Genomic DNA, 26,597 nt, shown 5'->3' with positions numbered 1-26,597 from the left:
TCCCCCGACTCCCGGGTCCTGCGTTCTTCGCGGATTCCTGCTGGAGGTTGCTCTGCGTGCAGGCATGCTCCTACCCCTGTTCCGACAGGCACCGAGAGGGTGGCACGGTGTCGCGGCTCTGGGAGCACGTCCGCCCCCGTGCCGCACCCACCTCGGGCCGGTACGTCGACCGGTGTTGACTCCGGTCGGGACACGGGCGGCTCGGTCTGGCTATCCAGGTTTCAGGACTTCGCCCGGACCGTTCCGCCTACGCGTTTCCTGGGGTCCACGATCGCTTCGTGGCGGGCGGGAAGATAGACCCAGCGTGGCAGGCCACGGTGGACCTCATCGTGTCTGAGCACGACCGCCCGCGATTCGGCGAACGGCGAGAGTATTCGGCGGGCTGGGTTCAGAGAATCTGCCACCGACGGATCTCTGCGCCGTCGTCGATAAGGCCCGCGATCCGATGACGCACCTCCTCGGCGGCATCGGTCCCGGGACGGGACTTGCGGGCGTTGGTCGCGATCATCTGCAATTCGCGGAGCTGGCACAGCTCGTCGAATCGGGGCCAGGAGGTAACATCCCAGCCGTAGGCGGCGGTGAAGTCGGCGAAGGCCGCCCAGCCGGGAGGGTCGAACCGGCGGCAGTGAACAGCGACTGTCGCGATGTCCCACTCCCGGGGCCCGAGGACGGCACCGTCCCAGTCAGCCAGCACAGGCGTGCCATCGAAGCGCCGAAGCGCGTTGCGGATCTGCGGGTCGGACTGGATAAGGCTCGGACCGTGGGGAAACCGCATCGCCTCCCAGCCAGCCGCTAGCACCTCGAGCCGGTCCATCAGCAGATCCTGCTCCTTGCCGTTCAGGATCTCGGAGCGGGCGACGGACCGGGCGATGCCGTTGATCGGTTGCAGGATCGGCAGCGGTATCGGCGGGGCGGGCAGGGCGTGCAGGTCACGGAGAAGTGTTCCGAGTTCGGCGACGGTGATCGGGCGGTGGTCGGCAGGGTCCAGTCGCTGCCAGACCGTGACGGCGTGACCGCTCACCCGCAACGGCTGTGCCAGGCCCGGATGCAACTCCACCGTGGGAAACCGTCGAGCGGCCAGCCAGTCCACCACGGCTACCACCGCCCGCACCCGTTCGATGCCAAGGTCACCGGGGGCGATCTTGATCACCACGTCACGGACGGCGTAGACGGCGTTGGTGTGGTGCCGGAGCAGGGCCGCCTCCGATTCTGGGTAACCCAGACGACGACACACCTCGGCGAGCACCGGTCGGGTGCGCGCCTCGACGAACATGGGGCTCCTAGGGACCGAGTGCAGCGGCTGCGCTCCCCAGCCTACGGGCGCGCTCGCGGCACACCTGCACGTAGTCCGTCAACGCGGCCACCTCACCGCGCCGGTTGCTACCAGGGATCGCCGACACCACATCGATTGCCCTGGTCAGGACGATTTCCGTCCGCTGCATCTCGGGCAGGTCCGCGATAGCCTCGCGTGCCGTCGCTGCCGCTTCGGCCGCCCGCCGGTCATGGGCAAGACACATCGACCTGTCCAGGGCGATGAGCGCCGCGTCGATCGGTACCGCTGGAGCCGCCCCGTACAGCCGCAACGCCTCGTCCTGGACCCGGTACGCCTCCGTCGTGTCGCCGAGCCACGTGTGCGTCCCGGAGAGGTACAGCAGCAGCCGCTTCGCCGGAAACCTGAACGCCACGTCGGTGTCCTCGTCGCCGGCCTGGTCGAACATCCGGCGTGCCTGGTCGATGGCCGCCCGCGCCTGCCCGGTGGCACCGACCCGAGCCAGAGCCCGAGCCCGGCCCGCCGCCGCCAAGGCACCTGACGGTGAGGCTGTCGAGGTCACCGCCAGTGCCTCCTCAGCGACAGCGACGGTCTGACGCGGATCTCCGAAGTAGTAGGGCAGCATCGCCGCCTGGGCCCGCACCAGCACCCTCAACCACGCCTGTCCACTGTCATCCGCCGCATGGATCGCCGTGCGGTACCACCGTCGGGCCTCGCCCACATCCCCCAGCCGCATCAGCGCATCGGCACACATCGTCGCCAACAGCGCCGCCACCCCCGACAATCGGGCCTGGACCACCGCCGGCTGACGCCGACGCGACAAGACCTGAACCTCCCGGCAGTCAGCGGCCAACAGCGACAACACCACCTGGGGCGAAGCAGACGGGTACACCCGCATGTGCTCGCCGGCCGACTCCTCGATCAGATCCAGCTGCCGCGGAGCGACGCTCGCCGACGCCAAGGCCTCGTCCAGTTCCAGCCGGAGCCGAGCAAGACTGCTCACCTCGACGCTTGTCCCCTCACCCGCCAACGGCCGCTCCGCCCCGACGCCCACACCGGTCGCGTGGCTGCGATCCTGCACCGCGTCCGCGTCGTCGGTCCGGCCAAGCCCCATCGCCGGACGCGGAATACTCAGACCGACCGCGATCCGTTCCAGGACCTCGTAGGCCGTGACCTGCCGGACGCCCTTGGCGATCTCCGCAGCACGGTTAGGTGAAACGCCGACAAGAGCCGCGATCCTGCCATAGGACACACCGCGAGCATGAAGAAACCGGAAGGCGGCGGTCACGTCTCGCCGCTGCAGGAACTCGCCGATCGGCCGACCGTTCCAGACTCCCGAACTCCACCACTCGGGATCTACCTGCACGCCCACGACCACCCCGCCAGGACGACCAATCCATCGATCAGCAGCTCAGCGCATCAGCCCTGTGACGGCAAGTCAACATGCAGGCCGGCGCCGACGAACATCCACCACAGGATTGAGGCACGCCGCCCCGCCCGGAACCCCCACGGTGGGCCCTCACGGTGGCCAGACCCGGGCGCGATCACTCGTACGGACACCACCAGGCGTCATCACCAGCACAAGACGAGCCGCACCAAGGAGCCCGTACGACCGACAGCCTCCACGACAAGGCCACCAGTCCACCGGAAGCCGCAACGGTCCAACGGCTCCCGAGCACCCACCGAGACACCGCACCACCGACAGAAACGCCAAAAGGCTCCGACCCAGGGTGAAACCCCAGGTCAGAGCCTTTTCGGTGGTGCGCCGCCAGGGACTCGAACCCCGAACCCGCGGATTAAGAGTCCGCTGCTCTGCCAGTTGAGCTAGCGGCGCTCGTTGGCAACGGAGAGAACACTAGCACGGGCCATGAGCGGGGTTCCAATCCGATACCCGGCTCCATCCTTCGGGCGAGCTTAACGGGCAAAAGCTCGCACATCCCCCCGACGGCGCACGTCCGGGATCGAGCCGGTGGCCGGCATGGGGCACGATGTCCGCCAGGCACGCGAGAACAGAGGTGGGGATGGGCAGGTTCACGCGGGGCAGGGCGATGGCGGGCGCTCTCGTCCTGGCGGCGTCGCTGGCTCTGGCCGGTTGCGGCGGCGACCAGAAGAAGGAAGTCGAGTTCGTCGGCGGCACCGTGGCTTCGCCGAGCGCCGAGGCGGCAACCCCGGCGCAGTCAGGCGGCGCGTCGCCGTCGGCGTCGACGGCGGACGGCCTGACGGTCAGCCCGGCGGACGGGGCGAAGGGCAGACCGGTCAGCACCGAGATCAACGCCGACCTCCCGGGTGGCGGAAAGGTCTCCTCGGTCACCCTCACCACGGGTGACGGCAAGCAGGTCGACGGAAAGATGCGTCTGGACGGCAGCTCCTGGGTGCCGTCGTCGGCCCTGAAGTACAACACCAAATACAAGGCCACGGTGACCGGCACCGGCGCGGACGGCCAGCCCCGGCAGGGGGTGAGCACGTTCACCACGATGGCCAAGCCGAGGTCGATGATCGGCTCCGGCCTGTACCTCTTCGACGACCGGACGTACGGCGTGGCCATGCCGGTGGTGGCCGAGTTCAGCCCGGGTATCCCGAAGAAGGACCGGGCGGCCGTCCAGAAGCGGATGTTCGTCAAGACCGATCCGCCGCAGCCGGGGGCCTGGCACTGGGTCTCCAACGGCACCCAGGCGTACTACCGGGCGCCTGAGTACTGGCAGCCGGGGACGACGTTGAGCGTCCGGATCGCGCTGGCCGGGATTCCGCTGAGCAACGGCCGGTACGGCAACGTGGACCGGTCGGCCACCGCCAAGATCGGGCGGGCCTTCGAGATGAAGGTGGACAACGCCACCAAGCAGATGGAGGTCTTCCAGGGCGGGCAGTTGATCAAGACGCTGCCGGTCAGCCTGGGCAAGAAGAGCACCCCGTCGTCGAGCGGCACCATGGTGGTGATGGAGAAGAAGGAGAAGACCGTCTTCGACACCATGGACGAACCGGACCCGGCCAACCAGTACCGCACCGAGATCGATTTCGCCCAGCGGCTGACCTGGGGCGGCGAGTACATTCACGCGGCACCGTGGTCCGAGGGGGTGCAGGGCCGCCGGAACGTCTCGCACGGCTGCGTCAACGTGTCGATGGCGATGGGCCGGTGGCTCTTCTCCCAGACGAAGGTGGGCGACCCGATCACGGTCAAGGGCACCCCGCGCAAGCTCGAACCGGGCAACGGGTGGACGGCATGGAGCCTGACCTGGGCGGATTTCGTCAAGGGCAGCGCGGTGCCGGTGCCGCACGGCGGCTCGGGTCCACTGGTCTGACCTCCGGTCCGGGTCGGTGCGCCGTGCCGACCCGGACCGGCACGGGCCGATGACCCAGCGTGGTCGCGCCCCGCTCGGCGGCGTGTTTCAGTTCACCGTTCGCAACCGATGGGCGTGCCGCCGCGTCTGTGAGGGACGATGGGGACATCGGGGACCACGACTGTGAGGGAATCATGCGAGTTGTCCAGGACCACCTGACCGGGCGTACCGGTCGACGCCGGGTGCTCGCGGCGGGGGTCCTCGCCGCGGCGCTGGCCCTCACCTCCGCCTGCACCGGCTCGGGCGGCGACAAGCCGTCGAGTTGGCAGGGCGGCGGCGAGCAGGCCGCGCCGAAGGCCAGCGCGACGATCACCGAGCCGAAGGCCGACGCCACCGACGTCCCGGCCTCCACCGGCATCGTCTTCACCGCCAAGGACGCGAAGGACACCACCGTCGCGCTCACCGACGACGCCGGCAAGGCCGTCGAGGGGAAGCTCGCCGCGGACGGCGCGAGCTGGCTGCCCGACGGTGCGCTGGAGTACGGGAAGAAGTACACCGCCACCGTCACGGCGACCGGTGAGGACGGCAAGCCGGCCACGGCCACCAGCGCCTTCACGGTGATGGCCAAGCCGGACAAGCAGGTGCGGGTGACGAGTTTCCTCGGCGACAACCAGGTGGTCGGCGTGGGCATGCCGCTGATCGTGAAGTTCGGTCGGGCCGTCCCGGAGGACTACCGCGACGACGTGCAGCGCCGGATGACGGTCACCAGCACCCCGGCGCAGGAGGGCGTCTGGCACTGGGTCAGCCCCACCGAGGTCCGCTACCGGCCCAAGGAGTTCTGGCAGCCGGGCACGACGGTTTCGTACCGGGTGCGGGCCGGTGGGCTGCCGATGGGCGACGGCTGGTACGGCCGGTCCGACCTGACCGTGGACGTCAAGATCGGCCCGTCGGTGGTGATGCAGGTCGACAACAAGACCAAGCGGATGACCGTCACCAAGGACGGCAAGGTGGTCAAGACCATCCTGGTCAGCCTGGGCAAGAAGAGCACCCCCTCGTCCAGCGGCACGATGGTGGTGATCGAGAAGCTGCGCAAGACGGTCTTCGACACCATGGAGGAGCTGGGCCCGGAGGAGGGCTACCGCACCAAGATCGACTACGCCCAGCGGCTCACCTGGGGTGGCGAGTTCATCCACGCCGCCCCCTGGTCGGAGGGGCAGCAGGGCACCACGAACGTCTCGCACGGCTGCGTGAACGTGTCGATGAAGGACGGTGCCTGGCTGTTCGCCAACACCAAGATCGGTGACCCGATCACCGTCAAGGGCACCGAGCGCAAGCTCCAGAACGGCAACGGCTGGACCGACTGGAACATGAGCTGGGACGAGTACGTCAAGGGCAGCGCCCTGCCGTACGACCCGGACGCCGGGCAGCCGGACGCCGGGAACACGCCGACGCCGAGCGCCGAGCCGACGTCCTGACCCCTGAGGCAGACCGCACGGACCCGGCCCCCGCCACCAGGCGGGGGCCGGGTCCGTGCGTAGGGCAGCCGAACCCGGGGCGACTCCAGACCCGGAAACGACTCAGGCCCCCTCGCGTGAGGGGGCCTGCGGTGGAGAACATCCACCAACCGGGTGACTGATGGGAATTGAACCCACGACAACCGGGACCACAACCCGGTGCTCTGCCAACTGAGCTACAGCCACCATGCCGTCCGCGTCGGTTTCCCGGGCGGGTGCGGACTAATAATAGCCACACCCGGGCAGGGCCCGTCCAGCGGGTTGCGCCCATCGGCGGGCACCTGCCTAGAGCTGCGCGGCGATCGCCTTCGCCGTCTCGACGTCCGGGCCGGGCAGCGGCACGAACAGGGTGCGCCGGTAGTACTCCAGCTCGCGGATGCTCTCCCGGATGTCGGCCAGTGCCCGGTGCGCCAGCCCCTTGCGCGGCTGGCCGAAGTACACCCGGGGGTACCAGCGCCGGCACAGCTCCTTGATCGACGACACGTCGATCATGCGGTAGTGCAGGTGGGCGTCGAGCCGGGTCATGTCCCGGGCGATGAAGCCCCGGTCGGTGGCGATCGAGTTGCCGCACAGCGGCGCGGTACGCGGGTCCTTCACGTGGCTGGTCACGTACTCCAGGACCAGGTCCTCGGCCTCGGCGAGGGTGACCGTGGAGCGGCGCACCTCCTCGGTGAGACCCGACTTGGCGTGCATGGTGCGGACGATCTCCGGCATCGCCTCCAGGGCCGCCTCGTCGGCGTGGATGACCACGTCCACACCCTCCCCCAGCACGTTGAGGTCGGGGTCGGTGACCAGTGCGGCCACCTCGATCAGCTTGTCGCTGCCGAGGTCGAGCCCGGTCATCTCACAGTCGATCCAGACGAGAAGGTCAGCCACCGGAACAGACTACGCGCAGCCCAGGTGCCCGCGCCTCGGCACCGTCGCGGGGTGGGACCGCTAGGGTTTCCCCGTGCCCGCCGAATCCGTCGCGTCCCCCGTCACCGCCCCGGAGGACCAGCGAAGTCGTACGGTCCGCCGGGTCGTCACGGTGTTGGCGCTGGCGGCCGTGCTGCCGGCGCTCTACCTGCCGGGCCTGGTGCACGACTTCTTCGACCTGAAGATCTACATGCGGGCGATGGACTGGTGGGCGTCCGGGCACCCGCTCTACGACTACGTGCAGCCCGACCGGGTGCAGGGTGAGCTGTACTTCACGTACCCGCCGTTCAGCGCCCTGCTGCTGCGGCCGTTCGGGGTGCTGCCGCTGGGCCTGACCATCGTCATCTTCACGGCGTTGACCTGCGTCGCCGTCGTGGTCACCACCCGCTGGCTGGTGGGCCCGGTGATCGCCCGGCACGGTCTGCACCGGACGTACGCGCTCACCGTGGCGGTGCTGCTGGTCTTCGCGGTGGAGAGCACCAGGGAGACGATCACCTTCGGTCAGATCAACATGCTGCTGGTGGTGCTGATCCTGGCCGACCTGCTGTTCGCCGTGCCGCAGGCACGGCGCTGGGCCGGGGTGGGTGTCGGGCTGGCCACGGCGCTCAAGCTGTTCCCGGGCATCTTCATCGTCTACCTGCTGGTGACCCGGCGGTGGCGGGCGGCGGCGGTGGCGAGTGTCACGGCGGCGACGGCGACGCTGCTGGCCGCTGCGGTGGCCCCCCGCGACTCGTGGCGATTCTGGACCCACGAGTTGTGGGCCACCGACCGGGTGGGGCGCACCGACTACACGGGCAACCAGTCGCTGTTCGGCCTGCTCAGCCGGATCGACGCACCGCAGGAGCCGAACCGGCTGCTCTGGCTGGTGCTGGTCGTGGCGATCCTCGGGTACGGGTTGTGGCGGGCGGCCCGCGCCGCCGGGTCCGGTGACTGGCTGACCGGCCTCACCCTCACCGGGCTGGTCGGCGGGCTGGTCAGCCCGATCACCTGGACCCACCACATCTACTGGTTCATCCCGGCGGTGGTGGTGCTGGTGGACGCGGCGCTCGACGCCGACCCGCAGACCCCGGCGGGGGCGCGCCACCGACGACGGCTACTCACCCTCGCCACCGGCACCGGCCTGGTGATCGTCTACGGGGTGGTCTCGTTCTACGACTGGGGGGTGGCGCCGGCCCGCACGGACAACCCCTGGGAGTTCCTGCTGCGCAACGCGTACGTGCTGCTGGCGCTGCTGTTGCTCGTGCTGCTGCCGGTCCGGCGGCAGCGGGCGCGGGAGCCCGTGCCGACCGCCGTCCGGCAGCACCAATAGGACATATATTCCCTTGTCCGATCTTTGGCGCTAATCTTGTTTTAGTCGGTCACGACTCACGGCACACCGATCCCCCGGTGAGACGGCCCTCCGCGTCGGCAGCGCGGAGGGCCGTCACCGCGTCCGGGCCCGTCCGGCGTCGACGTCACCGCACGACGCGACCGGCCCGCCGGACGGGTCCGACGGGCCGGTGCGGGTGGTACGGGTCAGGACTTCGGCGTCGGCTCCCGCCGGGTCCGGGCGAAGGCCAGGCCGCCGAGGGCCAGCCCACCGAGCCCGGCCAGCAGACCGGCGACGCCCAGCACGACCGCCGTCGAACCCGAGTCGTCGTCATCGTCGTCGTCCTTCGCGGCCGACGCGCCCGCCGGCGGGGCCGCCGAGGGGGACCCGGCCGCCGCCGTCAGGGTCAGCACCGGCGCCGGGTTCTCCGGCTCCTCCGCACCCGGCATGGGCTCCTCGATCCAGCGCGACACGTTGCCGTCGGAGTAGGTCTGGAGCGTCTTGAGGACCATCCTGTCCACCTGCGGCAGCGGACCCAGCGAGACCGGGAACTCCTGGAACTCGCCAGGCTTGACGCCACCGCCGGCGGCGGCCGTCCAGGTGAGCTTCGACACCGCCTCGGTGAGCTGGCTGCCGTGCACCTCGATCGGCGGGTCCACCTTGCGCTTCTCCACCGCCACCGTCCACCCCGGCACCGGCATCGTGGAGACCGAGCCGACCGGGGCGTTGTCCGGCAGGTTCACCTCGATCTTGACGGTGGAGGCGGTGTCGCTCTCGTTGGGCACCCGGATGGCGAACCGGCCGTAGCTGCCCTGGGTCGCCTCCTTCGGGTTGACCGTGACGTGCGCCGCGGCCGGCCCGGCGAAGCCGAGCACCGTGGCGGTGACGGCGGCGAGGGTGAGCGCGGCGGCGGATGCGGAGCGCCGGAGACGGATCATCGGGGACGGACCCTTCTTTACTTGATCGGCACGGTGGCGGTCACCGTGGCCTGGTCGATGTCGGACGTACGGACCGTGAAGCGCAGTTGCCACTCACCCGCCGACGGGAAGCTGAACTCCCCGGTCGCGTGGTTGTCGGTGAGCTTGAGCAGCGGGATGTCGATCGGTTCGACGCCGGCCGAGGGCAGCGCGGCCGTGGCCTTCCACTCCACCACCGGCTGCGGCCGGTTGTCCGGCGTGTACGCGTACAGGTGCATCGAGTTGTTGCCCCGCTCGGCCGGGTCCAGCTCCACCTGGAGCGAGTAGATCGGGCTGGTCAGCGTCGTCGAGTAGTAGCCGGCGTCGGCACCGGAACCCCCGTCGACGGTGGTCCGGGCCGGCGGGGTCTGCACCAGGGTCGCCGTCACCCCCAGGATCACCGCGGTGATCGCCAACTCCACCCAGACCGCGCGCCGCACCGGCAGCGGCCGGGCCGCCGCCGTCCGTCGGCGCACCAACTGCCGGGAGTACGCGGCCACGGCCACCACCAGCGCGAACAGCCCGATCTTGGCGAGCAGCAGCCGGCCGTACGTGGTGCCGGTGAGCGCCTCGACGCTGGCCACCTCGATCAGCCCCTGCACGACGCCGGCCAGCAGCAACGCCGCCACCGCCAGCGCCGCCCAGCGGGACCAGATCGGCAGGATCGCCCCCAGTTCCCGCTCGTCGGCCCGGCGCAGCAGGAACCCGGCCAGCATCACCAGGCCGCCCAGCCAGACCGCCATGCTGCCCAGGTGCACCGCGTCGACGAGGACCGACACCGCCGGGGCCGGGGAGGCCGCCGGGTGCCCGGCCAGCGGCCAGGTGAACAGCCCGGCCACCCCGAGCCCGGTCAGGATGATCCCGTCGGTACGCCCCACCGGCCCCCTGGTCAGCGGCCGGAGCAGGAACACCGCCGCCGCGAGCAGGCCCAGCCGGATCAGGTGCGCGGTGCCGTAGCCGCTGCCCAGCACCTCGGACAGGCCCTCCCCGGTGACGTCGAACAACCCCCCACCTGCGGTGTACGGCACCTGCATCCACACCTCGGCCACCGTCGCGACGGCCAGCAGCCCCACGCCGGACCAGAGCAGCCGGGCTGGCCCCCGCCGGGACAGCCGCAGCGGCCAGAGGGCGGCCAGCACCAGCGCCGGACCCACCACCAGCAGCAGGCCCGCGTACCCCAGGTACTTGGTCACCTTCACGCCCACGCCGACCACCGGGTCGGCCCGGCTGTCCGAGCCGGCGTCGGTCGGCGGCGTCGACGGAGCCCCCACCGAGTAGGTGAACGCCCCGGACACCGGGTGGCTGTCGGCGGAGATCACCCGGTAGCTGACCAGGTAGGTGCCCTGCGGGCCGGCCGGGTCCACCCCGATCGTCACCACCGACCCCTCGAACCGGGGCTCACCCCGGTCGGCGCGGGAGCCGTCCGGCGCGATGACACGTACCTTGTCGGGCACCTTGCGGACCGACTCGCTGAACGTCAGCACCACCTCTGACGGGGCGGTCGGCACCACGGACGAGGCCACCGGGCTGCTGCTGGAGAGCACGGCGTGGGCGCTCGCCGGCCCGGCCGGGGCGAGCAGCAGGGCGACGAGGGTGACCAGCAGGCCGGCGGCGGCCCCCAGCCGGGCCAGCCGGCGACGATCGACTGCGTTCATCCCGCCATGCTCGCTGACCGCGGCCCGGTACGCCCACCCGGCCACCCCGCGACGGCACGGGGCGTCCACGGCGGCCGGGGCGCCTGCCGCAGGTGGTGGGGCGTCATGAGCAGGTAGTCGTACGGCAGCGGGAAAAAGTTCCCGGCGTGAGCGGGACCATGGAAAGGGCCGAACGACCCTGCCCGCCCCCGCCACGCCGCGTAGCCTGGCTTGTCGTGATCCCCGCTCACCGCGACCCCTCCGCCACCGGCCGTAGCGGGCCACCGCCCGGCCCCGACCGGCACCCGGTGCCCCGGCCGGCGACCCGGCGACCGGTCACCCCGGGGAACCCGAGGCCCGGGCGGGACGACCAATGAGGGTGACCACCACACGCAGCCCGGCCGGCCGCTGGCCGCTCGTCCGCCCCTGGCTCGGTGTCGCCGCCCGGCTCGGCCTGGCCGCCGTCTGGCTGTACGCCGGCGCGACGAAGGTCGGTGACCTCGCCGCGTCCGGCCGGGCCGTCAACGCGTACCAGGTGATGCCCTACGAGGTGGCGACGGCGGTCGGGGCCGCGCTGCCGTTCGTGGAACTGGCGCTGGGCCTGCTGCTGCTCGCCGGGCTGGCGACCCGGCTGAGCGCCGGGATCTCCGCCGCGCTGCTGGTGGTCTTCGTCGCCGGCATCGCCTCGGCCTGGGCGCGCGGCCTGGCCATCGACTGCGGGTGCTTCGGCAGCGGCGGACAACTCGCCGCCGGCCAGTCCCCGAGCTACCTCCCGGAGATCCTCCGGGACCTGGGATTCCTGGCCCTGGCCGGATTCCTGCTGATCTGGCCCCGCACCCCGTTCTCGGTGGACGGCTGGCTCGCGGGCGACCCATCCGTGGAGGACGACGATGAGCAGTCGTAAGGGACGCAACCAGGCCGCGCGGGTGGTCCGCGAACAGATCGCCCGGGAGAAGCGCCGCAAGCGGACCCTCTGGACCTCCGTCGGGGCGGTGGTGGTGCTGGTCATCGCCGGGCTGATCGGGTGGAGCGTCTACTCCAGCCAGAAGTCGGACACCTTCACCGCCCCGCCCGGCGCGAACGACGCCGGCACCGGCGTCGTGCTCGGCACCGGCCCGGTCACCATCGACCTCTACGAGGACTACCTCTGCCCGGCCTGCAAGCAGTTCCAGCAGACCAGCGGGGAGACCATCAACCAGCTGGTCAGCTCCGGCAAGGCGAAGGTGGTCTTCCACCCGGTCGCCTACCTCAACCGGTTCTCCACCACCGAATACTCCACCCGCTCCTCGGCCGCGTCCGGCTGCGCGGCCAAGGGCGGCAAGTTCAAGGAGTTCACCGACGCGCTGTTCGCCCAGCAGCCGGCGGAGGGCAGCGCCGGGCTGAGCAACGACCAACTGATCGACATCGGCGCGGGCGTCGGGCTGAACAGGGACGACTTCGGCTCCTGCGTCAGGGACGGCACGTACACGGCGTGGACCGAGCACGTCACCGACGACGCCAGCAAGGCCGGGGTCACCGGCACCCCGACCATCAAGGTGAACGGCACCGCCGTGGAGGACCGCAGCCCGGCGGGCATCACCGCCGCCGTGGAGGCGGCCGGCAGGTGAACCAGGCACCCCTGCGGCGGGCCGTCCTGCTGGTCACCGCCGTACTGCTCGGCCTCCTCGGCTGCGCCGCGCCGGCGTACGCGCACGGGGCGGACGCCCCCGACGGCACCGACTACCGCACCACGGTGACCGGGATCACCCCCGCCCGGCCGGGGCTGACCGCGCGGGCCGTCGAGGCGGGCGCCCGGCTGGAACTGGTCAACCACTCCGACCGGGACGTCGAGGTGATCGGCTACTCCGGGGAGCCGTACCTGCGCGTCGGGCCGGGCGGGGTGTACGAGAACGTCCGCTCCCCCGCCACGTACCTCAACCGCACCCTCGCCGGGGACACCGCGCTGCCCGCCACCGCCGACCCGGCCGCCGCCCCGCAGTGGCGACGGATCGGCGACGACCGGCGGGTCCGCTGGCACGACCAGCGGGCCCTGTGGCGGGAGTCCGGGGTGCCCGCCCCGGTGGCCGCCGACCCGAACCGGGAACACCGGGTCCGGGAGTGGAGCGTCGCGTTGCGCGACGGCGACGAACCGGTGGAGCTGCGCGGCACCCTCGACTGGGTGCCGCCACCTGACCCGTACCCCTGGTGGGTGGCCGTCACCCTCGGCGCGCTGCTGGTCGGCGCGGCGGGGCTGCTGCCGGCCGGGACCCGGGCGTTACGCGGCGTCGGCGCGGTGCTCGCCCTCGGCGGGGCCGCCGCCGTCACCCTCGTGCTCGGCCGCGAGTGGGACGCCGGGGCGCAGGGCGTCGGCGGACTGCTGCTCGGGCTGGCCGCCGGGCAGCTCTGGCCGCTGCTGACCGGGCTGGGCGCGGTGGCCGCCGGCGGGTGGGCGCTGGCCCGCCGGCCCGCCGCCGACTTCGTGCTCGCGCTGGCCGGGGCGTGTCTGGCCCTCTTCGTCGGGGTCGCCAACCTGACCGTGCTGTCCCGCGCCGTCGCCCCGGTGCCCTGGTCGGGCGGCACCGCGCGGGTGCTGCTGACCGTGGTGCTGGTCGCCGGGGTGGGTGCGGTCGCCGCCGGCCTGCTCCGGCTGCACGCCGCCGCCCGCGCCGCCGCGCCCCGGCCCGCCGCCGAGCCGGCCCGGACCTGACCCGCCACCGGACGTGGCCCGGCGAACGGTGTCCCCGGTCGTCAGCCGATCGGTCGGGGGTGGAAGCCGTAGGGCAGTTCGAGGCGGTGGCGGGAGAGCAGGTCGGCGTCGGCGAGCAGGTCGACGGTGGGCGCGTCGGCGACGATCCGGCCCGCGTCCAGGATGACCGCCCGCTCACACAGCTCCGCCGCGTAGGGCAGGTCGTGGGTGACCATCAGCAGCGTCACCGGCAGGGCACGCAGGATCCCGGCCAGCTCCCGGCGGGCCGCCGGGTCCAGGTTGGACGACGGCTCGTCGAGGACCAGGATCTCCGGGCGCATCGCCAGCACGGTGGCCACCGCCACCCGACGCCGCTGCCCGAACGACAGGTGGTGCGGGGCGCGGTCCCGGTGCTCGGCCATCCCCACCGCGGTCAACGCCTCGTCCACCCGGGCGGCCAACTCGGCACCGCGCAGGCCCAGGTTAGCCGGGCCGAACGCCACGTCCTCGGCGACCGTGGGCAGGAAGAGCTGGTCGTCGGGGTCCTGGAAGACGACACCCACCCGGCGGCGGATCTCGGCCAGGGTGTCCCGGTCCCGGGACACCGCCAGCCCGCCCACGCTCACCGACCCCCCGGTCGGGGTGAGGATGCCGTTGAGGTGCAGCACCAGCGTGGTCTTGCCCGCGCCGTTCGGGCCGAGCAGGGCCACCCGCCCACCGCGCGGCACGGCCAGGTCCACCCCGGCCAGGGCGACGTGACCGTCCGGGTAGGCGTACCGGAGGCCACGGACGTCCAGGGAGACAGCGTCAGGCACGCCCCCGATCATGTCAGGACGACGGCGGCGGCGGCGATCGCCACCGCCGCCAGCGGCACGGTCGCCGCCGACACCCACTGCCCGGCGGTCGCCGCCCCGGCCCCCTGCCAGACCGCCGGCATCCGCCCGGTGTACCCCCGGGAGAGCATCGCCAGGTAGACCCGCTCACCCCGCTCGAAGGCCCGCAGGAACAGCGCGCCCACCCCGGCGGCGAACCCGCGCAACTGCCACAGGAACCGCGGGTCGTCACCCCGGGAGATCCGGGCCACCCGCATCCGGCGGGCCTCGCCGACCAGCACGTCGAGGTAGCGCAGCATGAACGTGGCGATCTGGGTGACGATCTGCGGGCAGCGCAGCCGGTCCAGGCCGACGATCAGGTCCCGGGTGGTGGTCGTGGCGGCCAGCAGCAGCGACGCGAGCACCCCCAGGGTGCCCTTGGCGACGATGTTCCACGCCCCGTGCAGACCGTCCACCGACAGGCTCAACCCGGCGAAGTCGGTACGCGGGCCCGCCCCGAGGAACGGCAGGGCGACCGCGAACAGCACGAACGGCACCTCGATCGTGGCGCGCAGCAGCAGCCAGCGCGGGCCGACCCGGGCCAGCGCGGCGACCACGGCGACCAGCAGGGCGTACCCGCCGAAGGCCCAGAACGCCTCGCGCGGGGTGGCCACCACCGCCACGGTGAACAGCACCATCGCGGCGATCTTCACCTCGGGCGCCAGCCGGTGCACCGGGGAGGGGGTGTCCCGGTAGAGCACGTGCGCGTGTCCGGCACCCATGTCGTACCGCCCGGTCAGCCGGCGGTGCCGGCGGACTGCCGGTCGCCGGTGTGCCGCCCGTCGGCCGGGGACTGCCCGGTGCCGGATGCGTCGGCCGGGAACCGGCCGCCGGTGTCGGGGGCGTCGGCCGGGCCACGACGGCGCAGCAGCCAGAACACGCCACCGCCGACGGCGAAGGTGAGCAGCACGCCGGCCACCCCGGACAGGCCGGTGGAGAGGAAGCCGTTGTCCACGCCCCGGATGCCGTAGTCGGCCAACGGGCTGTCGGCCAACTCGTGGTCCTTCGCCTGCTGGGCCGGGCAGGAACCGCCGGTGATCTCGTCGTCGGCGTTGACCGTGCAGCCCTTGAGCAGCGACGAGTCCAGACCGTCGGGGTGCGACGAGGCGTAGTTGCTGACCACCCCGGCCAGCACCAGGGCGACCAGCAGGCCGGCCGCCACGAAACCCCAGGAACGCTTCCTCACCGGGCACCTCCGACAGCCGGAACGGGGGCCGGCGCGGTCGCCGGTTTCAACGCGCGCAACGCGTACACCAGATCGGGTCGGACCTTGGCCACGGTGGCGACCGTGGTCGCGGTGATCAGCCCCTCGCCGATGCCGATCAGCAGGTGGACGCCGGCCATCGTGCCGGCCAGGCCGGTCAGGTTGCCGCCCAGGTCGGTGGTGCCGCCCAGCCAGTACTGCACGACGAACCCCTGGGCGGCGACGACCACGCTGACCAGCGCCGAGACGAACGCGGTCACGGCCAGGCCGGTGGGGGTGCGGGGCAGCACCCGCAGCAGGCCGGCGATCAGCAGGTATGCCGCCGCGGTGCCGAGCAGCGCCATGTTGGTGATGTTCAGGCCGAGCATCGCGACGCCGCCGTCGCCGAAGACCAGGGCCTGCACGATCAGCACCACCGAGACGCAGAGCGCGCCGACCCAGGGGCCGACCAGCAGGGCGGCGAGCGCGCCACCGAGCAGGTGACCGGAGACCCCGGCCGTGAAGATCGGGAAGTTGAGCATCTGCACGGCGAAGATGAACGCGGCGACCAGGCCGGCCATCGGCGCGAGCCGGTCGTCCAGGTCACGCCGGCCGCGCAGCACGCAGAAGGTCAGGGCCGCCAGCGCGACGGCGGCGAAGATCCCCGCGACCGGACCGTTGATGATGCCGTTCGAGATGTGCATCGCCAGGGTTTCCACGTGACCTCCAGTTGGCCGGCGGGCCCAGCCTATTTCCCGGCGCGGGTTGTTGCCAAGATGCGGCAACAAGGCAGGGGTGTTGTTCACCGCCGGGCCACCGTCGGTCCCCCACGGGCCGCCGTACCGCACGCAGCGGGAACGCCGGGGCGTGGCGCGCGCCGCACCGGGCGGGGCCGTGCGGCGGGGGAACGTCCCGGGTGTCCCGGCGGGGAGCGGCCGGGGTGTCGTAGCCCGGCGGTAGGGTCGTCGCCATGACCGCGCCCGACCGGCTCGCCCCCGGCGACCCCGCACCCGACTTCACCCTCCCCACCGACACCGGGGAGACGCTCTCCCTGGCCGCGCTGCGCGGTCGCCGGGTCATCCTGTACGCCTACCCGGCCGCGATGACGCCCGGCTGCACCAAGCAGGCCTGTGACTTCCGGGACTCGCTCGCCTCGCTCCAGGCCGCCGGTTACGAGGTGGTCGGCATCTCCCCCGACCAGCCCGCCAAGCTGGCGAAGTTCCGCGAGCGCGACGCCATCACCTTCCCGCTGGTCGCCGACGTCGACAGGGCGGTGCTCACCGCGTACGGGGCCTTCGGCGAGAAGCAGTCCTACGGCCGTACGGTGACCGGGGTGATCAGGTCCACCTTCGTCATCGACCCGGACGGGAAGATCGAGCACGCGTTCTACAACGTCAAGGCCACCGGCCACGTCGCCAAGCTGCGCCGCGACCTCGGTCTCGACTGAAAGCGTCACACCCCGCCGCTACTTTCCGCGCATGACCCGATACAGGTACACCCCTGAGATGCTCGCCCAGGCGGCGGCGCAGTCCCGCAGCGTCGCCGACGTCCTGCGCGTTCTCGGGGTGCGGTTCAGCGGTGGTTCGCACGCGCATACCAGTCGTCAGCTCCACCGGTTGGGCATCGACACGTCCCACTTCACCCGCCGGTCGGTCGGGGTCGGCCACCGAACCTGCGCCTGCTCTGCCCGAACTGCCACAGCCACACCCCGACCCACGCCGGACGCCACCGGTCCGGCGTCGGGGCCCGCCCGACCGGCGCGGTGCCCGGCGTCGCCGTCCCGCTCCGACCGCGCGACGGCCCGACGCACCAGCGGACCGTCATCCGGTACGCGCTGAACCGCCCCGATCTGGGGCCACGGAAACTCGCCGCGTTCATCCGCGAGGCGACCGGCGACGCCTGCGTCGTCAGTCACGGGACGGTATCGAACATCCTGCGCCGGGCCGGGCTCTCCACCGTTTCCGCGCGACGCTCTAAACTCTGACCCGAGCGGGAGTGGCGGAATGGCAGACGCGGTAGGTTTAGGTCCTATTGTCCGAAAGGACGTGGGGGTTCAAGTCCCCCCTCCCGCACCACACGGCCCTGTCGGGAGGGTCACGATCGCGGGCGTACGACGCGCCGGCGCAGCAGGATCGGCAGGGTGAGCCTGCGTTTCGTCCTCGACCCCGACCTCACCCCCGCGCTGCGGGAGCAGATCGTCGACCTCTGGGTCGACGTCACCAACGCCGGCGGTGCGGTCGGCTTCGTCGCCCCGGTCACCACCGCCGACGTGCTCCCTCTCGCCGAGACGACCTTCGCCGCCGTCACCGACGGTCCGGACCGGATGCTGGTCGGCTACGCGGGTGACCGACCGGTCGCGGTGCTGTTCCTCGCCGACAACCGGTTCGGGTTGAAGGCACACTGGGGCATCCTCAAGCGGGTGATGGTGCACCCGGCCACCCAGGGGCGCGGCCACGGGCAGGCCCTGATGCGGGAGGCCGCCCGGCGCGCGCCCGAGCTGGGTTGGCGGGCGCTGCACGTGACGGTGCGCGGCGGGCTGGGCCTGGAGCAGTTCTACGACCGGCTCGGTTACCGCGAGGTGGGCCGGCTGCCTGGCGCGCTGCGGGTGGCGGCCGACGACGACCGCGACGAGATCCTCATGTGGCGGGACCTGGACACCCCGGCCTGACCGTCCGCCGCGCGACCGACGCGAGGCCGACCCGGCGGAAGACCGGTCCTCCACGCGTCGATCCCGGTGCGGGACCGGTGGCAGTCAGCTCCGGGACGCGCAGTCGACCGGCCGGCCCGCGTCCGGCTGCGCCGCTGCGGCGAGCGCGGGTGGGGCGCTGACCTGCGGTGCGCCGGGTGAGCCGGTGGGGGCGACCGTCGACGGGCTGGCGGTGGCCCGGGTCGGGGTGACGCCGGGGCTCGGGGAGGACGGCCGGCTGGTCGGGTTCTTCCGCGCGGCGGGGGCGCTGCCGCCGTACATCGTCACGGTGCTGCGCTGGACCCGGCCGGGGGACATGGTGACGCCGGTGGCGGTGACGCGGTGGCCGTACACGTCGGTGACCCGGACGGTGTACGGGCCGGGACCGGCACCGGAGTCGATCTGCCAGTAGTTGTAGTCCTGCCGGGCGGCGGTACGCCAGGTGCCGGAGCCCTGCCGTACCTCGACGGCGCGCAGCGGGTTGCCGTGCCCGGCGACCAGCACGGCGAACCAGTACCGTGACGCGCCCTCCTTGATCCGGAAGGTGAGCGGGCCGGACAGCGGCGGGTCGACCGCCGCGCGGTACCTGACGTCGACGATGCCCTGCACCGGGTCGGCGATCCGGGCGAACGCCTCCCGGGAGAGGTCCACGTGCCCGGGGGCGCACTCCGGGCACTGGTCCATGATCAGGACCCGGACGGTGCCCCGGGGGCCGGTGACGTCGAGGTACCCGCCGCAGGCCGCGCCGGCGCTGTACTCGCCGGGGCCGAGCGCCACGTACATCCGGTCGGCCGGGGCGGACGGGTAGGAGCAGTTCCCGCCGGCCCCCTTCGAGTCGTAGAAGGTGGCCTTTCCCTTGTGGACCGTACTCCCGGTGGGTGGAGCCGCCAGTGGCAGCGGCCCGGCGGCGACCGGCCCGACGCCGGCCAGCCCGATCGGCGGGGCGGCGCAGGCGGGAGCGGCGCCGGAGCGCAACGCGAGGCTCAGCCCGAGCACGGTGGCGAGCGCGGCGACGCCACCGGCGGCCAGCCAGCGGCGACGTCCGCCACCCCGGGCACGGCGACGCCCCGGCCCGGGACGCCCGGCGGGGGCCCGGCCGCCCGGCCCGGGGTCGGGTTCCTGGGACACGCTGCCGTCGGTCACGCCGACCGATGCTGCCGCAGCGGGCGACCCGGGGACAAGCGGGCTAAGCGAAAGCTAAGCCGGTCAGCCGATCCGGTCGCGGTGGAGTCCCGACGCGATCACGGTGAGCGACCGCAGCGGCTCGGCGGTCTCCGGCCGGGTGCGCAGCAGGTCCTCCAGGCGGACCCGCCAGCGGCCGGCTTCGACGGCGGCGGCGTCGGGCGTGGTGCGGGCCCACGGCTGGAGCCGCCACCTGGTGTCCCGGAGGGCGCCGGCGTGCTCGGGGCCGAGCAGCGCGCCGACCTCGGTGCACAACCAGTCGAAGAGCCGCTCGTCGGGGACGGCCGCGACGATCAGGCGGGCCATGTCCCAGGCCACGCGGGGGTGGTGGAGAACCTGCATGCCGGCTCCTTCGTCGATGGTGGTGGTTCGGCAATCATCGATCCGCGACCGGCCCGGGGGCAACACCCGGCCGGCGGAGTACGGCTCGGCCGGCCGGTGCCGCCGCTGCGGCGGCGGGTCCGCGGCCGGCCCGGGTCACCGTCGGTCGGGCCTCACCAGGCGACGCCGATGCCGTCGGGCGGTGGCCTGTTCGTAGGTGTAGTTGTGGTGCTCCCGGGAGGTGGCCAGCCAGCGGGCCGAGGTGTGCAGCACCTTCGCGTCGTACCTGGCGACCCGGCCGAGCCGCCCGGGAAGGCGACCACCGGTGCCAGCGGGGTGCGGGCGATGGCCCGGCGCAGTCTCGTCGCATCCACCGCGCGGTTCTGCCAGCCGCAGCTGACGGGCGGCTGAACGTCCAGCGTACGGCGGCTTTTCGGGCCTCGGGCCGTCGGGCGTACGCGGGCTGCCGTGCCCGGGTGACGGCTCAGTAACATGCGGCCATGCCAGCAGGTGAGAACATTTCGGACTCCGCCCCGACCCCGTCCGTCGCCGGCCCGAGGTCGGCACCGAGGCGTCGGCGGGGCTGGCGGATCGCGCTGGTGGCGCTGCTGGCGCTGGCCCTGCTGGGGGCGGGCGGCGTCGGCGCGGGCGCGCTCTACCTGCGCTCGGTCGAGAAGGACGTCGAGCGGGTGGACGCCTTCACCGGGGTGCCGACGGAGAACCGGCCGCCGGTGGTGGCCCGGGACGCGATGAACATCATGATCCTGGGCAGCGACTCCCGGGACCCGGAGCGGACCGAGGGGTCACGCACCGACACGATCATCCTGGCCCACCTGCCGAAGGACCGGAGGAGCGCCCAACTCGTCTCGATCCCCCGGGACACCTGGGTCCGCGTACCCCGGTCGGCGTACGGCAGACACGGCGGCCGGACCGCGAAGATCAACGCGGCGTACGCCTGGGGTGGGATTCCGCTGATGGTGCAGACCGTCGAGGAGTTCACCCGGGTCCACGTCGACCACGTGGCGGTGGTCGACTTCGCCGGCTTCCAGGAGATCATCGACGCCCTGGGCGGGGTGGACATCACCGTCGACCACCGGTTCACCTCGATCCACCCGCCGCTGCGCACCTTCCCCGCCGGCCGGCAGACGATGGACGGAGCCACGGCGCTCGACTACTCCCGCCAGCGCAAGCAGTTCCCGGACGGCGACTTCGCCCGCATCCGGCACCAGCAGCAGGTGATCCGGGCGATCCTCGACAAGGCGGCCGGCGGTGGCATCCTCACCAACCCCGGAAAGCTCAACGACTTCGTCCGGGCCGCCTCGGCCTCGGTCTCCGTCGACCGGGACATGTCGCTGCTGGACCTGGCGACCGAGCTGCGCGGCCTGCGGGGCGGCAACCTCACCTTCGTCACCAGCCCGTCGCGGGGCACCGGGCGGGTGGGCACCGAGAGCGTGGTGTTCGCCGACGAGCGGAAGGTCGAGGCGTTCTACGACGCGGTCCGCCGGGACGCCACCGCCGAGATCGTCCGCGCCGCCCGCTGAGCCCGGCGTCGCCGCCGGCCGGGAAGCCGCTGCCTGCCTCGCGACAGGAAGCCGCTGCTTGCCTCTGAAATTTTTCATGCATAGAGTCACGGCATGAATGACGGAGCCGTCGCCGCGCCACCGGACCGGCTGCTCGACCTGTTCCACGGGGTCCGGCTCACCCCCACCCAGCGGCGCATCGCGCACTGCCTGGTGCAGCACGCCGCCACCGTGGCCTACCTGTCGGCGGCCGAGGTGGCCGAGCTGGCCGGGGTCAGCCAGCCGTCGGTGACCCGGTTCGCCGTGGCGCTCGGCCACGACGGCTACCCGGCGTTGCGCCGCCGGCTGCGCGAGCTGACCGCCGGCCCCGACGGCCGCGCCGACGACGGCAACGAACTGCAACTCGCGGTACGCGCCGAGATGGCGAACCTGGACCGGCTGGCGGGCGAACTGGCCGACCGGGAGAAGATCGCCACCGCCGGTCGGCTGCTCGCGGCGAGCCGCCCGCTGCCGGTGCTCGGCCTGCGGGCCGCCGCGCCGCTGGCCGCCTACTTCGCCTACTTCGCCGCCAAGGTGCTGCCCGACGTCCGGGTCCTCGACGACGGTGGCAGCCTGCTCACCGACCGGCTCGAACAGGCCGCCTCGGCCGGGGCGGACGCGTTGCTCGCCTTCGTGCTGCCCCGCTACCCCCGGGAGACCCTCGACGCGCTGCGCGCGGCCCGCGACGCCGGCCTCACCGTCGTCGCGATCACCGACTCCCCGGTCAGCCCCGCCACCGAGTACGCCGAACTGGTGCTCCCCGCCGCCGTCGGCACCGACCTCGTCTTCGACCTGCACACCGCCCCGATGACCCTGGCCATGGTGGTGCTCCAGGCGATCTGCGACGCCGCCCCGATCCAGACCCAGCGCCGCCTGGAGGCGTTCGAGTCGTCCGCCGCCCGTCGTCAGTTGTTCCTCGGCTGAGAGGAGTACGCCATGCACCAGCCCGTCCGTGCCGCCCGTGGCACCACCCGTACCGCGCAGGGGTGGCCGCAGGAGGCCGCCCTGCGGATGCTGATGAACAACCTCGACCCGGAGGTGGCCGAACGCCCCGACGACCTGGTGGTCTACGGCGGCACCGGGAAGGCCGCCCGGGACTGGCCGTCGTACCACGCGCTGGTGCGCACCCTCACCGGGCTGCGCGACGACGAGACGCTGCTGGTGCAGTCGGGCCGCCCGGTCGGGGTGCTACGGACCCACGAGTGGGCACCCCGGGTGCTGCTGGCCAACTCCAACCTGGTCGGCGACTGGGCCACCTGGCCCGAGTTCCGCCGCCTGGAATCCCTCGGCCTGACCATGTACGGGCAGATGACCGCCGGCTCGTGGATCTACATCGGCACCCAGGGCATCCTCCAGGGCACCTACGAGACGTTCGCCGCCGTCGCCGCGAAGTGCTTCGGCGGCAGCCTCGCCGGAACGCTGACCCTCACCGCCGGCTGCGGCGGGATGGGCGGGGCGCAACCCCTCGCGGTCACCATGAACGACGGGGTCTGCCTGATCGTGGACGTCGACCGGACCCGGCTCGACCGGCGGGTGCACGACCGCTACCTCGACGAGGTCGCCGACTCGCTCGACGACGCCGTCGCCCGGGTGCTGGCCGCCAAGCGGGACCGGCGGGCGCTGAGCGTCGGCGTGGTCGGCAACGCCGCCACCGTCTTCCCCGAACTGAGACGCCGGGGCGTCGCCGTCGACGTGGTCACCGACCAGACCAGCGCGCACGACCCGCTGTCGTACCTGCCGGAGGGGGTGGAGTTGGCCGACGCCCGGGACTACGCGGCGGCCAAGCCGGCCGAGTTCACCGACCGGGCGCGGGCGTCGATGGCCAAGCACGTCGAGGCGATGGTGGGCTTCCTCGACGCGGGCGCGGAGGTGTTCGACTACGGCAACTCGATCCGGGGCGAGGCGCAGCTCGGCGGGTACGCGCGCGCGTTCGACTTCCCCGGTTTCGTGCCCGCGTACATCAGGCCGCTGTTCTGCGAGGGCAGGGGGCCGTTCCGCTGGGCGGCGCTCTCCGGCGACCCGGCCGACATCGCCGCCACCGACCGGGCCGTGCTCGACCTGTTCCCCGAGAACGAGTCGCTGGCCCGGTGGATGCGGATGGCCGGCGAACGGGTCGCCTTCCAGGGGCTGCCGGCCCGGATCTGCTGGCTGGGCTACGGCGAGCGGGACGTCGCCGGGGTGCGGTTCAACGACATGGTCGCCGCAGGGGAACTGTCCGCGCCTGTCGTGATCGGCCGGGACCACCTGGACTGCGGCAGCGTCGCCAGCCCGTACCGGGAGACCGAGGCGATGGCCGACGGCTCCGACGCGATCGCCGACTGGCCGCTGCTCAACGCACTGGTCAACACGGCCAGCGGCGCGTCCTGGGTGTCGATCCACCACGGCGGTGGGGTGGGCATCGGCCGGTCGCTGCACGCCGGTCAGGTCTGCGTGGCCGACGGCACCGCGCTGGCCGGGCAGAAGATCGAACGGGTGCTCACCAACGACCCGGCGATGGGGGTCATCCGCCACGTCGACGCCGGCTACGACACCGCCCGCGACGTCGCCGCCCGCACCGACGTGCGCATCCCCATGGCGGAAGACCGGTGAGCGCGAGGAGCGCAGCGCAGCGGAGCCCCGCAGTCGCGAACGAAGGGGAAACCGCGTGAGCCGCGGGACCGGCCGGTTCCGGGAGTTGTGGGACGAGATCGCGCCGATCGGCCGGGACGCCGGCAGCGGCGGCTATCTGCGGTACGCGCTGACCGCGCCGGAGCTGCGGCTGCGGGAGTGGTTCCGGGCGCAGGCCGACCTGCGGGGCATGCCGGTCAGCGGGGACGGCAACGGCAACCTGTTCGCCTGGTGGGGCGACCCGGACAGCGGCGGGCCGGCCGGCGTCGGGGCGGTGCTCACCGGCAGCCACTTCGACTCGGTGCCGCACGGCGGGGCGTACGACGGGCCGTTGGGCATCGTCAGCGCGTTCCTCGCCGTGGACGAGCTGCGGGCCGCAGGCGTCACCCCGGTCCGGCCGGTGGTGGTGGCCGCGTTCGTCGAGGAGGAGGGGGCCCGGTTCGGCGTACCGTGCCTGGGGTCGAGGCTGCTCACCGGCGAGATCGACGCCGACCGCGCGGCCGGGCTGCGCGACGCGGCCGGGGTGAGCTTCGCCGAGGCGCTGGGCCAGCGGCCGGCGGGTGCCGACCCGGCGCTGCTCGGCCGGTTCGCCGCCTTCGTGGAGCTGCACGTCGAGCAGGGGCGGGCGCTTGTCGACGCCGACGCGCCGGTCGCGGTGGCGAGCGCCATCTGGCCGCACGGCCGGTGGCGCTTCGAGCTGCGCGGCGAGGGCAACCATGCCGGTACGACCCGGATGGCCGACCGCCGCGACCCGATGCTCACCTTCGCGTTCACCGTGCTCGCGGCGAACAAGGAGGCCCGGCTGCGCGACGCGCACGCCACCGTCGCCCGGGTGGCGGTGGAACCGAACGCCACCAACGCGATCCCGTCGACGGTGACCGGCTGGCTGGACGCCCGCGCCGCCGCGCCGGAGACCCTGGACGGCCTCGTCGAGGCGGTCCGGGCCAAGGCCGCCGAACGGGCCCGCCGCGACGGCACCGAGCTGACCGTGACCCGGGAGTCGGCCACCCCGCTGGTCACCTTCGACGGTGGGCTGGCCGACCGGCTGGCGGGGCTGCTCGCCGCGCCGGTGCTGCCCACCGGGGCCGGCCACGACGCCGGGGTGCTCGCCGCCCACCTGCCCACCGCGATGCTGTTCGTGCGCAACCCGACCGGGGTGTCGCACTCCCCCGCCGAGTCGGCCACCGACGCCGACTGCGCGGCCGGGGTGGTCGCGCTGGCCCGGGTGCTGGAGGAGCTGGCATGCCACTGACCCGTTGGCTGGCCGAGCAGGCGTGGCTACCCGACCGTGCCGCGCCGACCCCGGACGTGCTGATCGAGGCCGAGGACGGCCGGTTCACCGCCGTCACCCCGCTGGCCCGGGGCGACGCGCCGCACACCGGGGTGGAGGTGCTCGCCGAGGCGGTACGGCTGCCCGGCCTCACCCTGCCCGGCCTGGCCAACGCCCACTCGCACGCCTTCCACCGGGCGTTGCGCGGGCGCACCCACGGCGGGCGGGGTGACTTCTGGAGCTGGCGGGAGGAGATGTACGCCGTCGCCGGCCGGCTCGACCCCGACTCGTACCTGGCGCTGGCCCGGGCCGCGTACGCCGAGATGGCGCTGGCCGGGGTGACCTGCGTCGGCGAGTTCCACTACCTGCACCACGGCCCCGACGGCCGGCCGTACGACGACCCGAACGCGATGGGCGCGGCGCTGGTCGAGGCGGCGGCGCAGGCAGGCATCCGGATCACCCTGCTGGACGCCTGCTACCTGACCGCCTCGGTGACCGGGGATCCGCTGGCCGGGGTGCAGCGGCGCTTCGGCGACGGGGACGCGCGGCGCTGGGCGGACCGGGTCGACGGGTTCCGCCCGGCCGGGGGGCACGCGCTGCGCGGGGCGGCGGTGCACTCGGTCCGCGCGGTGCCGGCGGAGCAGCTCGCCACCGTCGCCGGGTGGGCGTACCGGCAGGGTGCGCCGCTGCACGTGCACCTGTCGGAGCAACCGGCCGAGAACGACGCCTGCCGGGCGGCGCACGGGCGTACCCCGACCGGGCTGCTCGCCGAACGCGGGGTGCTCGGGCCGGACGTCACGGCCGTGCACGCCACCCACCCGACCGGTGCCGACCTGGCCCTGCTGGCCGAGCACCGGACCGGCGTGTGCCTGTGCCCCACGACGGAACGGGACCTGGCCGACGGGATCGGGCCGGCCCGGCTGATGGCCGACGCCGGCATCCCGCTGAGCCTGGGCAGCGACAGTCACGCCGTGGTCGACCTGTTCGAGGAGGCCCGCGCGGTGGAGCTGGACGAGCGGCTGCGTACCAGGCGGCGCGGACACTTCACCGCCGCCGCGCTGCGTGACGCGGCCACCGTCACCGGGCACGCCGCGCTGGGCTGGGCCGACGCCGGGCGGATCGCCGTCGGGGAACGCGCCGACCTGGTGACCGTACGGCTGGACAGCCCGCGTACCGCCGGGGTGCCGCCGGTGGCGGTGTTCTTCGCGGCCACCGCCGCCGACGTCGACCAGGTGGTGGTCGACGGGCGGCAGGTGGTGCGCGACGGCCGGCACCTGACCGTGGACGTGCCGGCGGAGCTGAGCGCGGCGGTCACGGCGGTGACCGGTGACTAGCCGCACCGGGCCGAAGCCGGGCGGGACGCGGCGGTCGGCGGCGGG

General features: G+C 73.1%; 24 protein-coding genes and 3 tRNA genes. 14 read left to right on the top strand and 13 right to left on the bottom strand.

The features are described 5' to 3' along the window. Positions 1–388: 388 nt before the first annotated feature. From Q2K16_RS27100 to Q2K16_RS27090, 3 genes are all read right to left on the bottom strand, one after another. Positions 389–1,273: a phosphotransferase gene (locus Q2K16_RS27100; RefSeq protein WP_302740960.1), complete on the bottom strand. Its 885-nt coding sequence runs from the start codon at positions 1,271–1,273 to the stop codon at positions 389–391. Positions 1,274–1,280: 7 nt separating this feature from the next. Continuing rightward, positions 1,281–2,648, bottom strand: coding sequence for an NsdA family TPR-like regulatory protein (locus Q2K16_RS27095; protein ID WP_368052515.1), 1,368 nt, complete (start codon positions 2,646–2,648; stop codon positions 1,281–1,283). A 380-nt stretch (positions 2,649–3,028) separates the two neighbouring features. Further along, positions 3,029–3,104, bottom strand: a tRNA-Lys gene (locus Q2K16_RS27090). Positions 3,105–3,291: 187 nt separating this feature from the next. Here Q2K16_RS27090 and Q2K16_RS27085 point away from each other — a divergent pair. Both Q2K16_RS27085 and Q2K16_RS27080 read left to right on the top strand, forming a co-directional pair. Beyond that, entirely contained in the window at positions 3,292–4,566 is a 1,275-nt protein-coding gene (locus Q2K16_RS27085; protein WP_302740958.1) for a L,D-transpeptidase, read from the top strand. Positions 4,567–4,739: 173 nt separating this feature from the next. Continuing rightward, positions 4,740–6,020, top strand: a complete 1,281-nt coding sequence (locus Q2K16_RS27080) for a L,D-transpeptidase (protein ID WP_302740957.1) — start codon at positions 4,740–4,742, stop codon at positions 6,018–6,020. 152 nt (positions 6,021–6,172) lie between these two features. Here the strand turns inward: Q2K16_RS27080 and Q2K16_RS27075 are convergent. Then, positions 6,173–6,245 (bottom strand) — tRNA-His (locus Q2K16_RS27075). A 99-nt stretch (positions 6,246–6,344) separates the two neighbouring features. Next, positions 6,345–6,935: an oligoribonuclease gene (orn, locus tag Q2K16_RS27070; RefSeq protein ID WP_088641757.1), complete on the bottom strand. Its 591-nt coding sequence runs from the start codon at positions 6,933–6,935 to the stop codon at positions 6,345–6,347. A 73-nt stretch (positions 6,936–7,008) separates the two neighbouring features. On the opposite strand from orn, the gene Q2K16_RS27065 reads away from it, so the two are divergent. Beyond that, positions 7,009–8,283 (top strand): glycosyltransferase 87 family protein, encoded by a 1,275-nt coding sequence (locus Q2K16_RS27065; RefSeq protein WP_302740956.1) that lies wholly within the window; start codon positions 7,009–7,011, stop codon positions 8,281–8,283. A 206-nt stretch (positions 8,284–8,489) separates the two neighbouring features. Here Q2K16_RS27065 and Q2K16_RS27060 read toward each other — a convergent pair whose 3' ends face one another. Both Q2K16_RS27060 and Q2K16_RS27055 read right to left on the bottom strand, forming a co-directional pair. After that, positions 8,490–9,221 (bottom strand): YcnI family copper-binding membrane protein, encoded by a 732-nt coding sequence (locus tag Q2K16_RS27060; RefSeq protein ID WP_302740955.1) that lies wholly within the window; start codon positions 9,219–9,221, stop codon positions 8,490–8,492. A gap of 17 nt (positions 9,222–9,238) precedes the next feature. Further along, positions 9,239–10,894: a copper resistance CopC/CopD family protein gene (locus Q2K16_RS27055; protein ID WP_302740954.1), complete on the bottom strand. Its 1,656-nt coding sequence runs from the start codon at positions 10,892–10,894 to the stop codon at positions 9,239–9,241. Positions 10,895–11,246: 352 nt separating this feature from the next. Between Q2K16_RS27055 and Q2K16_RS27050 the strand changes: the two genes are divergently transcribed. From Q2K16_RS27050 to Q2K16_RS27040, 3 genes are read left to right on the top strand one after another with little or no spacing between them, the layout of a single operon-like run. Continuing rightward, positions 11,247–11,777 (top strand): MauE/DoxX family redox-associated membrane protein, encoded by a 531-nt coding sequence (locus Q2K16_RS27050; RefSeq protein WP_302740953.1) that lies wholly within the window; start codon positions 11,247–11,249, stop codon positions 11,775–11,777. Continuing rightward, the gene (locus tag Q2K16_RS27045) at positions 11,764–12,480 is read left to right on the top strand and encodes a thioredoxin domain-containing protein (protein ID WP_302740952.1); all 717 of its coding nucleotides are present in this window, start codon (positions 11,764–11,766) and stop codon (positions 12,478–12,480) included. Before Q2K16_RS27050 ends, Q2K16_RS27045 begins: the two co-directional genes overlap by 14 nt. Beyond that, positions 12,477–13,559 (top strand): hypothetical protein, encoded by a 1,083-nt coding sequence (locus Q2K16_RS27040; protein WP_302740951.1) that lies wholly within the window; start codon positions 12,477–12,479, stop codon positions 13,557–13,559. The genes Q2K16_RS27045 and Q2K16_RS27040 overlap by 4 nt, the downstream gene beginning before the upstream one ends. Positions 13,560–13,600: 41 nt before the next feature. Here Q2K16_RS27040 and Q2K16_RS27035 read toward each other — a convergent pair whose 3' ends face one another. Genes Q2K16_RS27035 through Q2K16_RS27020 form a run of 4 tightly spaced genes read right to left on the bottom strand, consistent with a single transcriptional unit; the run spans position 13,601 to position 16,312 of the window. Next, positions 13,601–14,365 carry an energy-coupling factor ABC transporter ATP-binding protein gene (locus Q2K16_RS27035; RefSeq protein WP_302740950.1) on the bottom strand — a complete coding sequence of 255 codons (765 nt, stop codon included), beginning with the start codon at positions 14,363–14,365 and terminating at the stop codon, positions 13,601–13,603. After that, positions 14,362–15,132, bottom strand: coding sequence for a cobalt ECF transporter T component CbiQ (gene cbiQ / locus Q2K16_RS27030; protein ID WP_302740949.1), 771 nt, complete (start codon positions 15,130–15,132; stop codon positions 14,362–14,364). Before cbiQ ends, Q2K16_RS27035 begins: the two co-directional genes overlap by 4 nt. Before the next feature lie 14 nt (positions 15,133–15,146). Beyond that, on the bottom strand, positions 15,147–15,596 hold the full coding sequence (locus Q2K16_RS27025; RefSeq protein ID WP_302740948.1) for a PDGLE domain-containing protein: 450 nt from the start codon (positions 15,594–15,596) through the stop codon (positions 15,147–15,149). After that, positions 15,593–16,312: an energy-coupling factor ABC transporter permease gene (locus Q2K16_RS27020; protein ID WP_302740947.1), complete on the bottom strand. Its 720-nt coding sequence runs from the start codon at positions 16,310–16,312 to the stop codon at positions 15,593–15,595. The genes Q2K16_RS27025 and Q2K16_RS27020 overlap by 4 nt, the downstream gene beginning before the upstream one ends. A 251-nt stretch (positions 16,313–16,563) precedes the next feature. Here Q2K16_RS27020 and bcp point away from each other — a divergent pair, with 251 nt between their 5' ends. From bcp to Q2K16_RS27005, 3 genes are all read left to right on the top strand, one after another. After that, entirely contained in the window at positions 16,564–17,040 is a 477-nt protein-coding gene (gene bcp / locus Q2K16_RS27015; protein WP_088641767.1) for a thioredoxin-dependent thiol peroxidase, read from the top strand. A 542-nt stretch (positions 17,041–17,582) separates the two neighbouring features. After that, positions 17,583–17,668, top strand: a tRNA-Leu gene (locus tag Q2K16_RS27010). 65 nt (positions 17,669–17,733) lie between these two features. After that, positions 17,734–18,261 carry a GNAT family N-acetyltransferase gene (locus Q2K16_RS27005; protein ID WP_302740946.1) on the top strand — a complete coding sequence of 176 codons (528 nt, stop codon included), beginning with the start codon at positions 17,734–17,736 and terminating at the stop codon, positions 18,259–18,261. A gap of 84 nt (positions 18,262–18,345) precedes the next feature. On the opposite strand, the gene Q2K16_RS27000 is transcribed toward Q2K16_RS27005, so the two are convergent. Further along, positions 18,346–19,422, bottom strand: coding sequence for an expansin EXLX1 family cellulose-binding protein (locus Q2K16_RS27000; protein ID WP_302740945.1), 1,077 nt, complete (start codon positions 19,420–19,422; stop codon positions 18,346–18,348). Positions 19,423–19,485: 63 nt separating this feature from the next. Then, the gene (locus Q2K16_RS26995; protein ID WP_302740944.1) at positions 19,486–19,803 is read right to left on the bottom strand and encodes a hypothetical protein; all 318 of its coding nucleotides are present in this window, start codon (positions 19,801–19,803) and stop codon (positions 19,486–19,488) included. 479 nt (positions 19,804–20,282) lie between these two features. Here Q2K16_RS26995 and Q2K16_RS26990 point away from each other — a divergent pair, with 479 nt between their 5' ends. The 5 genes from Q2K16_RS26990 to Q2K16_RS26970 all read left to right on the top strand — a co-directional run bounded on the left by Q2K16_RS26990 (position 20,283) and on the right by Q2K16_RS26970 (position 26,552). Next, positions 20,283–21,323, top strand: a complete 1,041-nt coding sequence (locus Q2K16_RS26990) for an LCP family protein (RefSeq protein WP_302740943.1) — start codon at positions 20,283–20,285, stop codon at positions 21,321–21,323. A gap of 93 nt (positions 21,324–21,416) precedes the next feature. Next, positions 21,417–22,265, top strand: a complete 849-nt coding sequence (locus Q2K16_RS26985; protein WP_302740942.1) for a MurR/RpiR family transcriptional regulator — start codon at positions 21,417–21,419, stop codon at positions 22,263–22,265. A 12-nt stretch (positions 22,266–22,277) separates the two neighbouring features. After that, positions 22,278–23,930 carry a urocanate hydratase gene (gene hutU / locus Q2K16_RS26980; protein WP_302740941.1) on the top strand — a complete coding sequence of 551 codons (1,653 nt, stop codon included), beginning with the start codon at positions 22,278–22,280 and terminating at the stop codon, positions 23,928–23,930. A gap of 55 nt (positions 23,931–23,985) precedes the next feature. Next, positions 23,986–25,200: an allantoate amidohydrolase gene (locus Q2K16_RS26975; RefSeq protein WP_302740940.1), complete on the top strand. Its 1,215-nt coding sequence runs from the start codon at positions 23,986–23,988 to the stop codon at positions 25,198–25,200. Further along, positions 25,197–26,552: a formimidoylglutamate deiminase gene (locus tag Q2K16_RS26970; protein WP_302746628.1), complete on the top strand. Its 1,356-nt coding sequence runs from the start codon at positions 25,197–25,199 to the stop codon at positions 26,550–26,552. Before Q2K16_RS26975 ends, Q2K16_RS26970 begins: the two co-directional genes overlap by 4 nt. The last annotated feature ends 45 nt before the right edge of the window (positions 26,553–26,597 follow it).

The organism is Micromonospora cynarisoli (genome assembly GCF_030518815.1).
Lineage (GTDB): Bacteria > Actinomycetota > Actinomycetes > Mycobacteriales > Micromonosporaceae > Micromonospora > Micromonospora wenchangensis.
The sequence above is the reverse complement of the archived record's forward strand: the minus strand, read 5'-3'. Positions and strand labels throughout refer to the sequence as shown.

Coding starts and splice junctions, on each gene's coding strand:
- Q2K16_RS27060 (WP_302740955.1), bottom strand. CDS start 9,221: ATGATCCGTCTCCGGCGCTCCGCATCCGCCGCCGCGCTCACCCTCGCC.
- Q2K16_RS27100 (WP_302740960.1), bottom strand. CDS start 1,273: ATGTTCGTCGAGGCGCGCACCCGACCGGTGCTCGCCGAGGTGTGTCGT.
- Q2K16_RS27055 (WP_302740954.1), bottom strand. CDS start 10,894: ATGAACGCAGTCGATCGTCGCCGGCTGGCCCGGCTGGGGGCCGCCGCC.
- cbiQ (WP_302740949.1), bottom strand. CDS start 15,132: ATGGGTGCCGGACACGCGCACGTGCTCTACCGGGACACCCCCTCCCCG.
- Q2K16_RS27080 (WP_302740957.1), top strand. CDS start 4,740: ATGCGAGTTGTCCAGGACCACCTGACCGGGCGTACCGGTCGACGCCGG.
- Q2K16_RS26995 (WP_302740944.1), bottom strand. CDS start 19,803: ATGCAGGTTCTCCACCACCCCCGCGTGGCCTGGGACATGGCCCGCCTG.
- Q2K16_RS27085 (WP_302740958.1), top strand. CDS start 3,292: ATGGGCAGGTTCACGCGGGGCAGGGCGATGGCGGGCGCTCTCGTCCTG.
- Q2K16_RS27045 (WP_302740952.1), top strand. CDS start 11,764: ATGAGCAGTCGTAAGGGACGCAACCAGGCCGCGCGGGTGGTCCGCGAA.
- bcp (WP_088641767.1), top strand. CDS start 16,564: ATGACCGCGCCCGACCGGCTCGCCCCCGGCGACCCCGCACCCGACTTC.
- Q2K16_RS27035 (WP_302740950.1), bottom strand. CDS start 14,365: ATGATCGGGGGCGTGCCTGACGCTGTCTCCCTGGACGTCCGTGGCCTC.
- Q2K16_RS26985 (WP_302740942.1), top strand. CDS start 21,417: ATGAATGACGGAGCCGTCGCCGCGCCACCGGACCGGCTGCTCGACCTG.
- Q2K16_RS26990 (WP_302740943.1), top strand. CDS start 20,283: ATGCCAGCAGGTGAGAACATTTCGGACTCCGCCCCGACCCCGTCCGTC.
- Q2K16_RS27050 (WP_302740953.1), top strand. CDS start 11,247: ATGAGGGTGACCACCACACGCAGCCCGGCCGGCCGCTGGCCGCTCGTC.
- hutU (WP_302740941.1), top strand. CDS start 22,278: ATGCACCAGCCCGTCCGTGCCGCCCGTGGCACCACCCGTACCGCGCAG.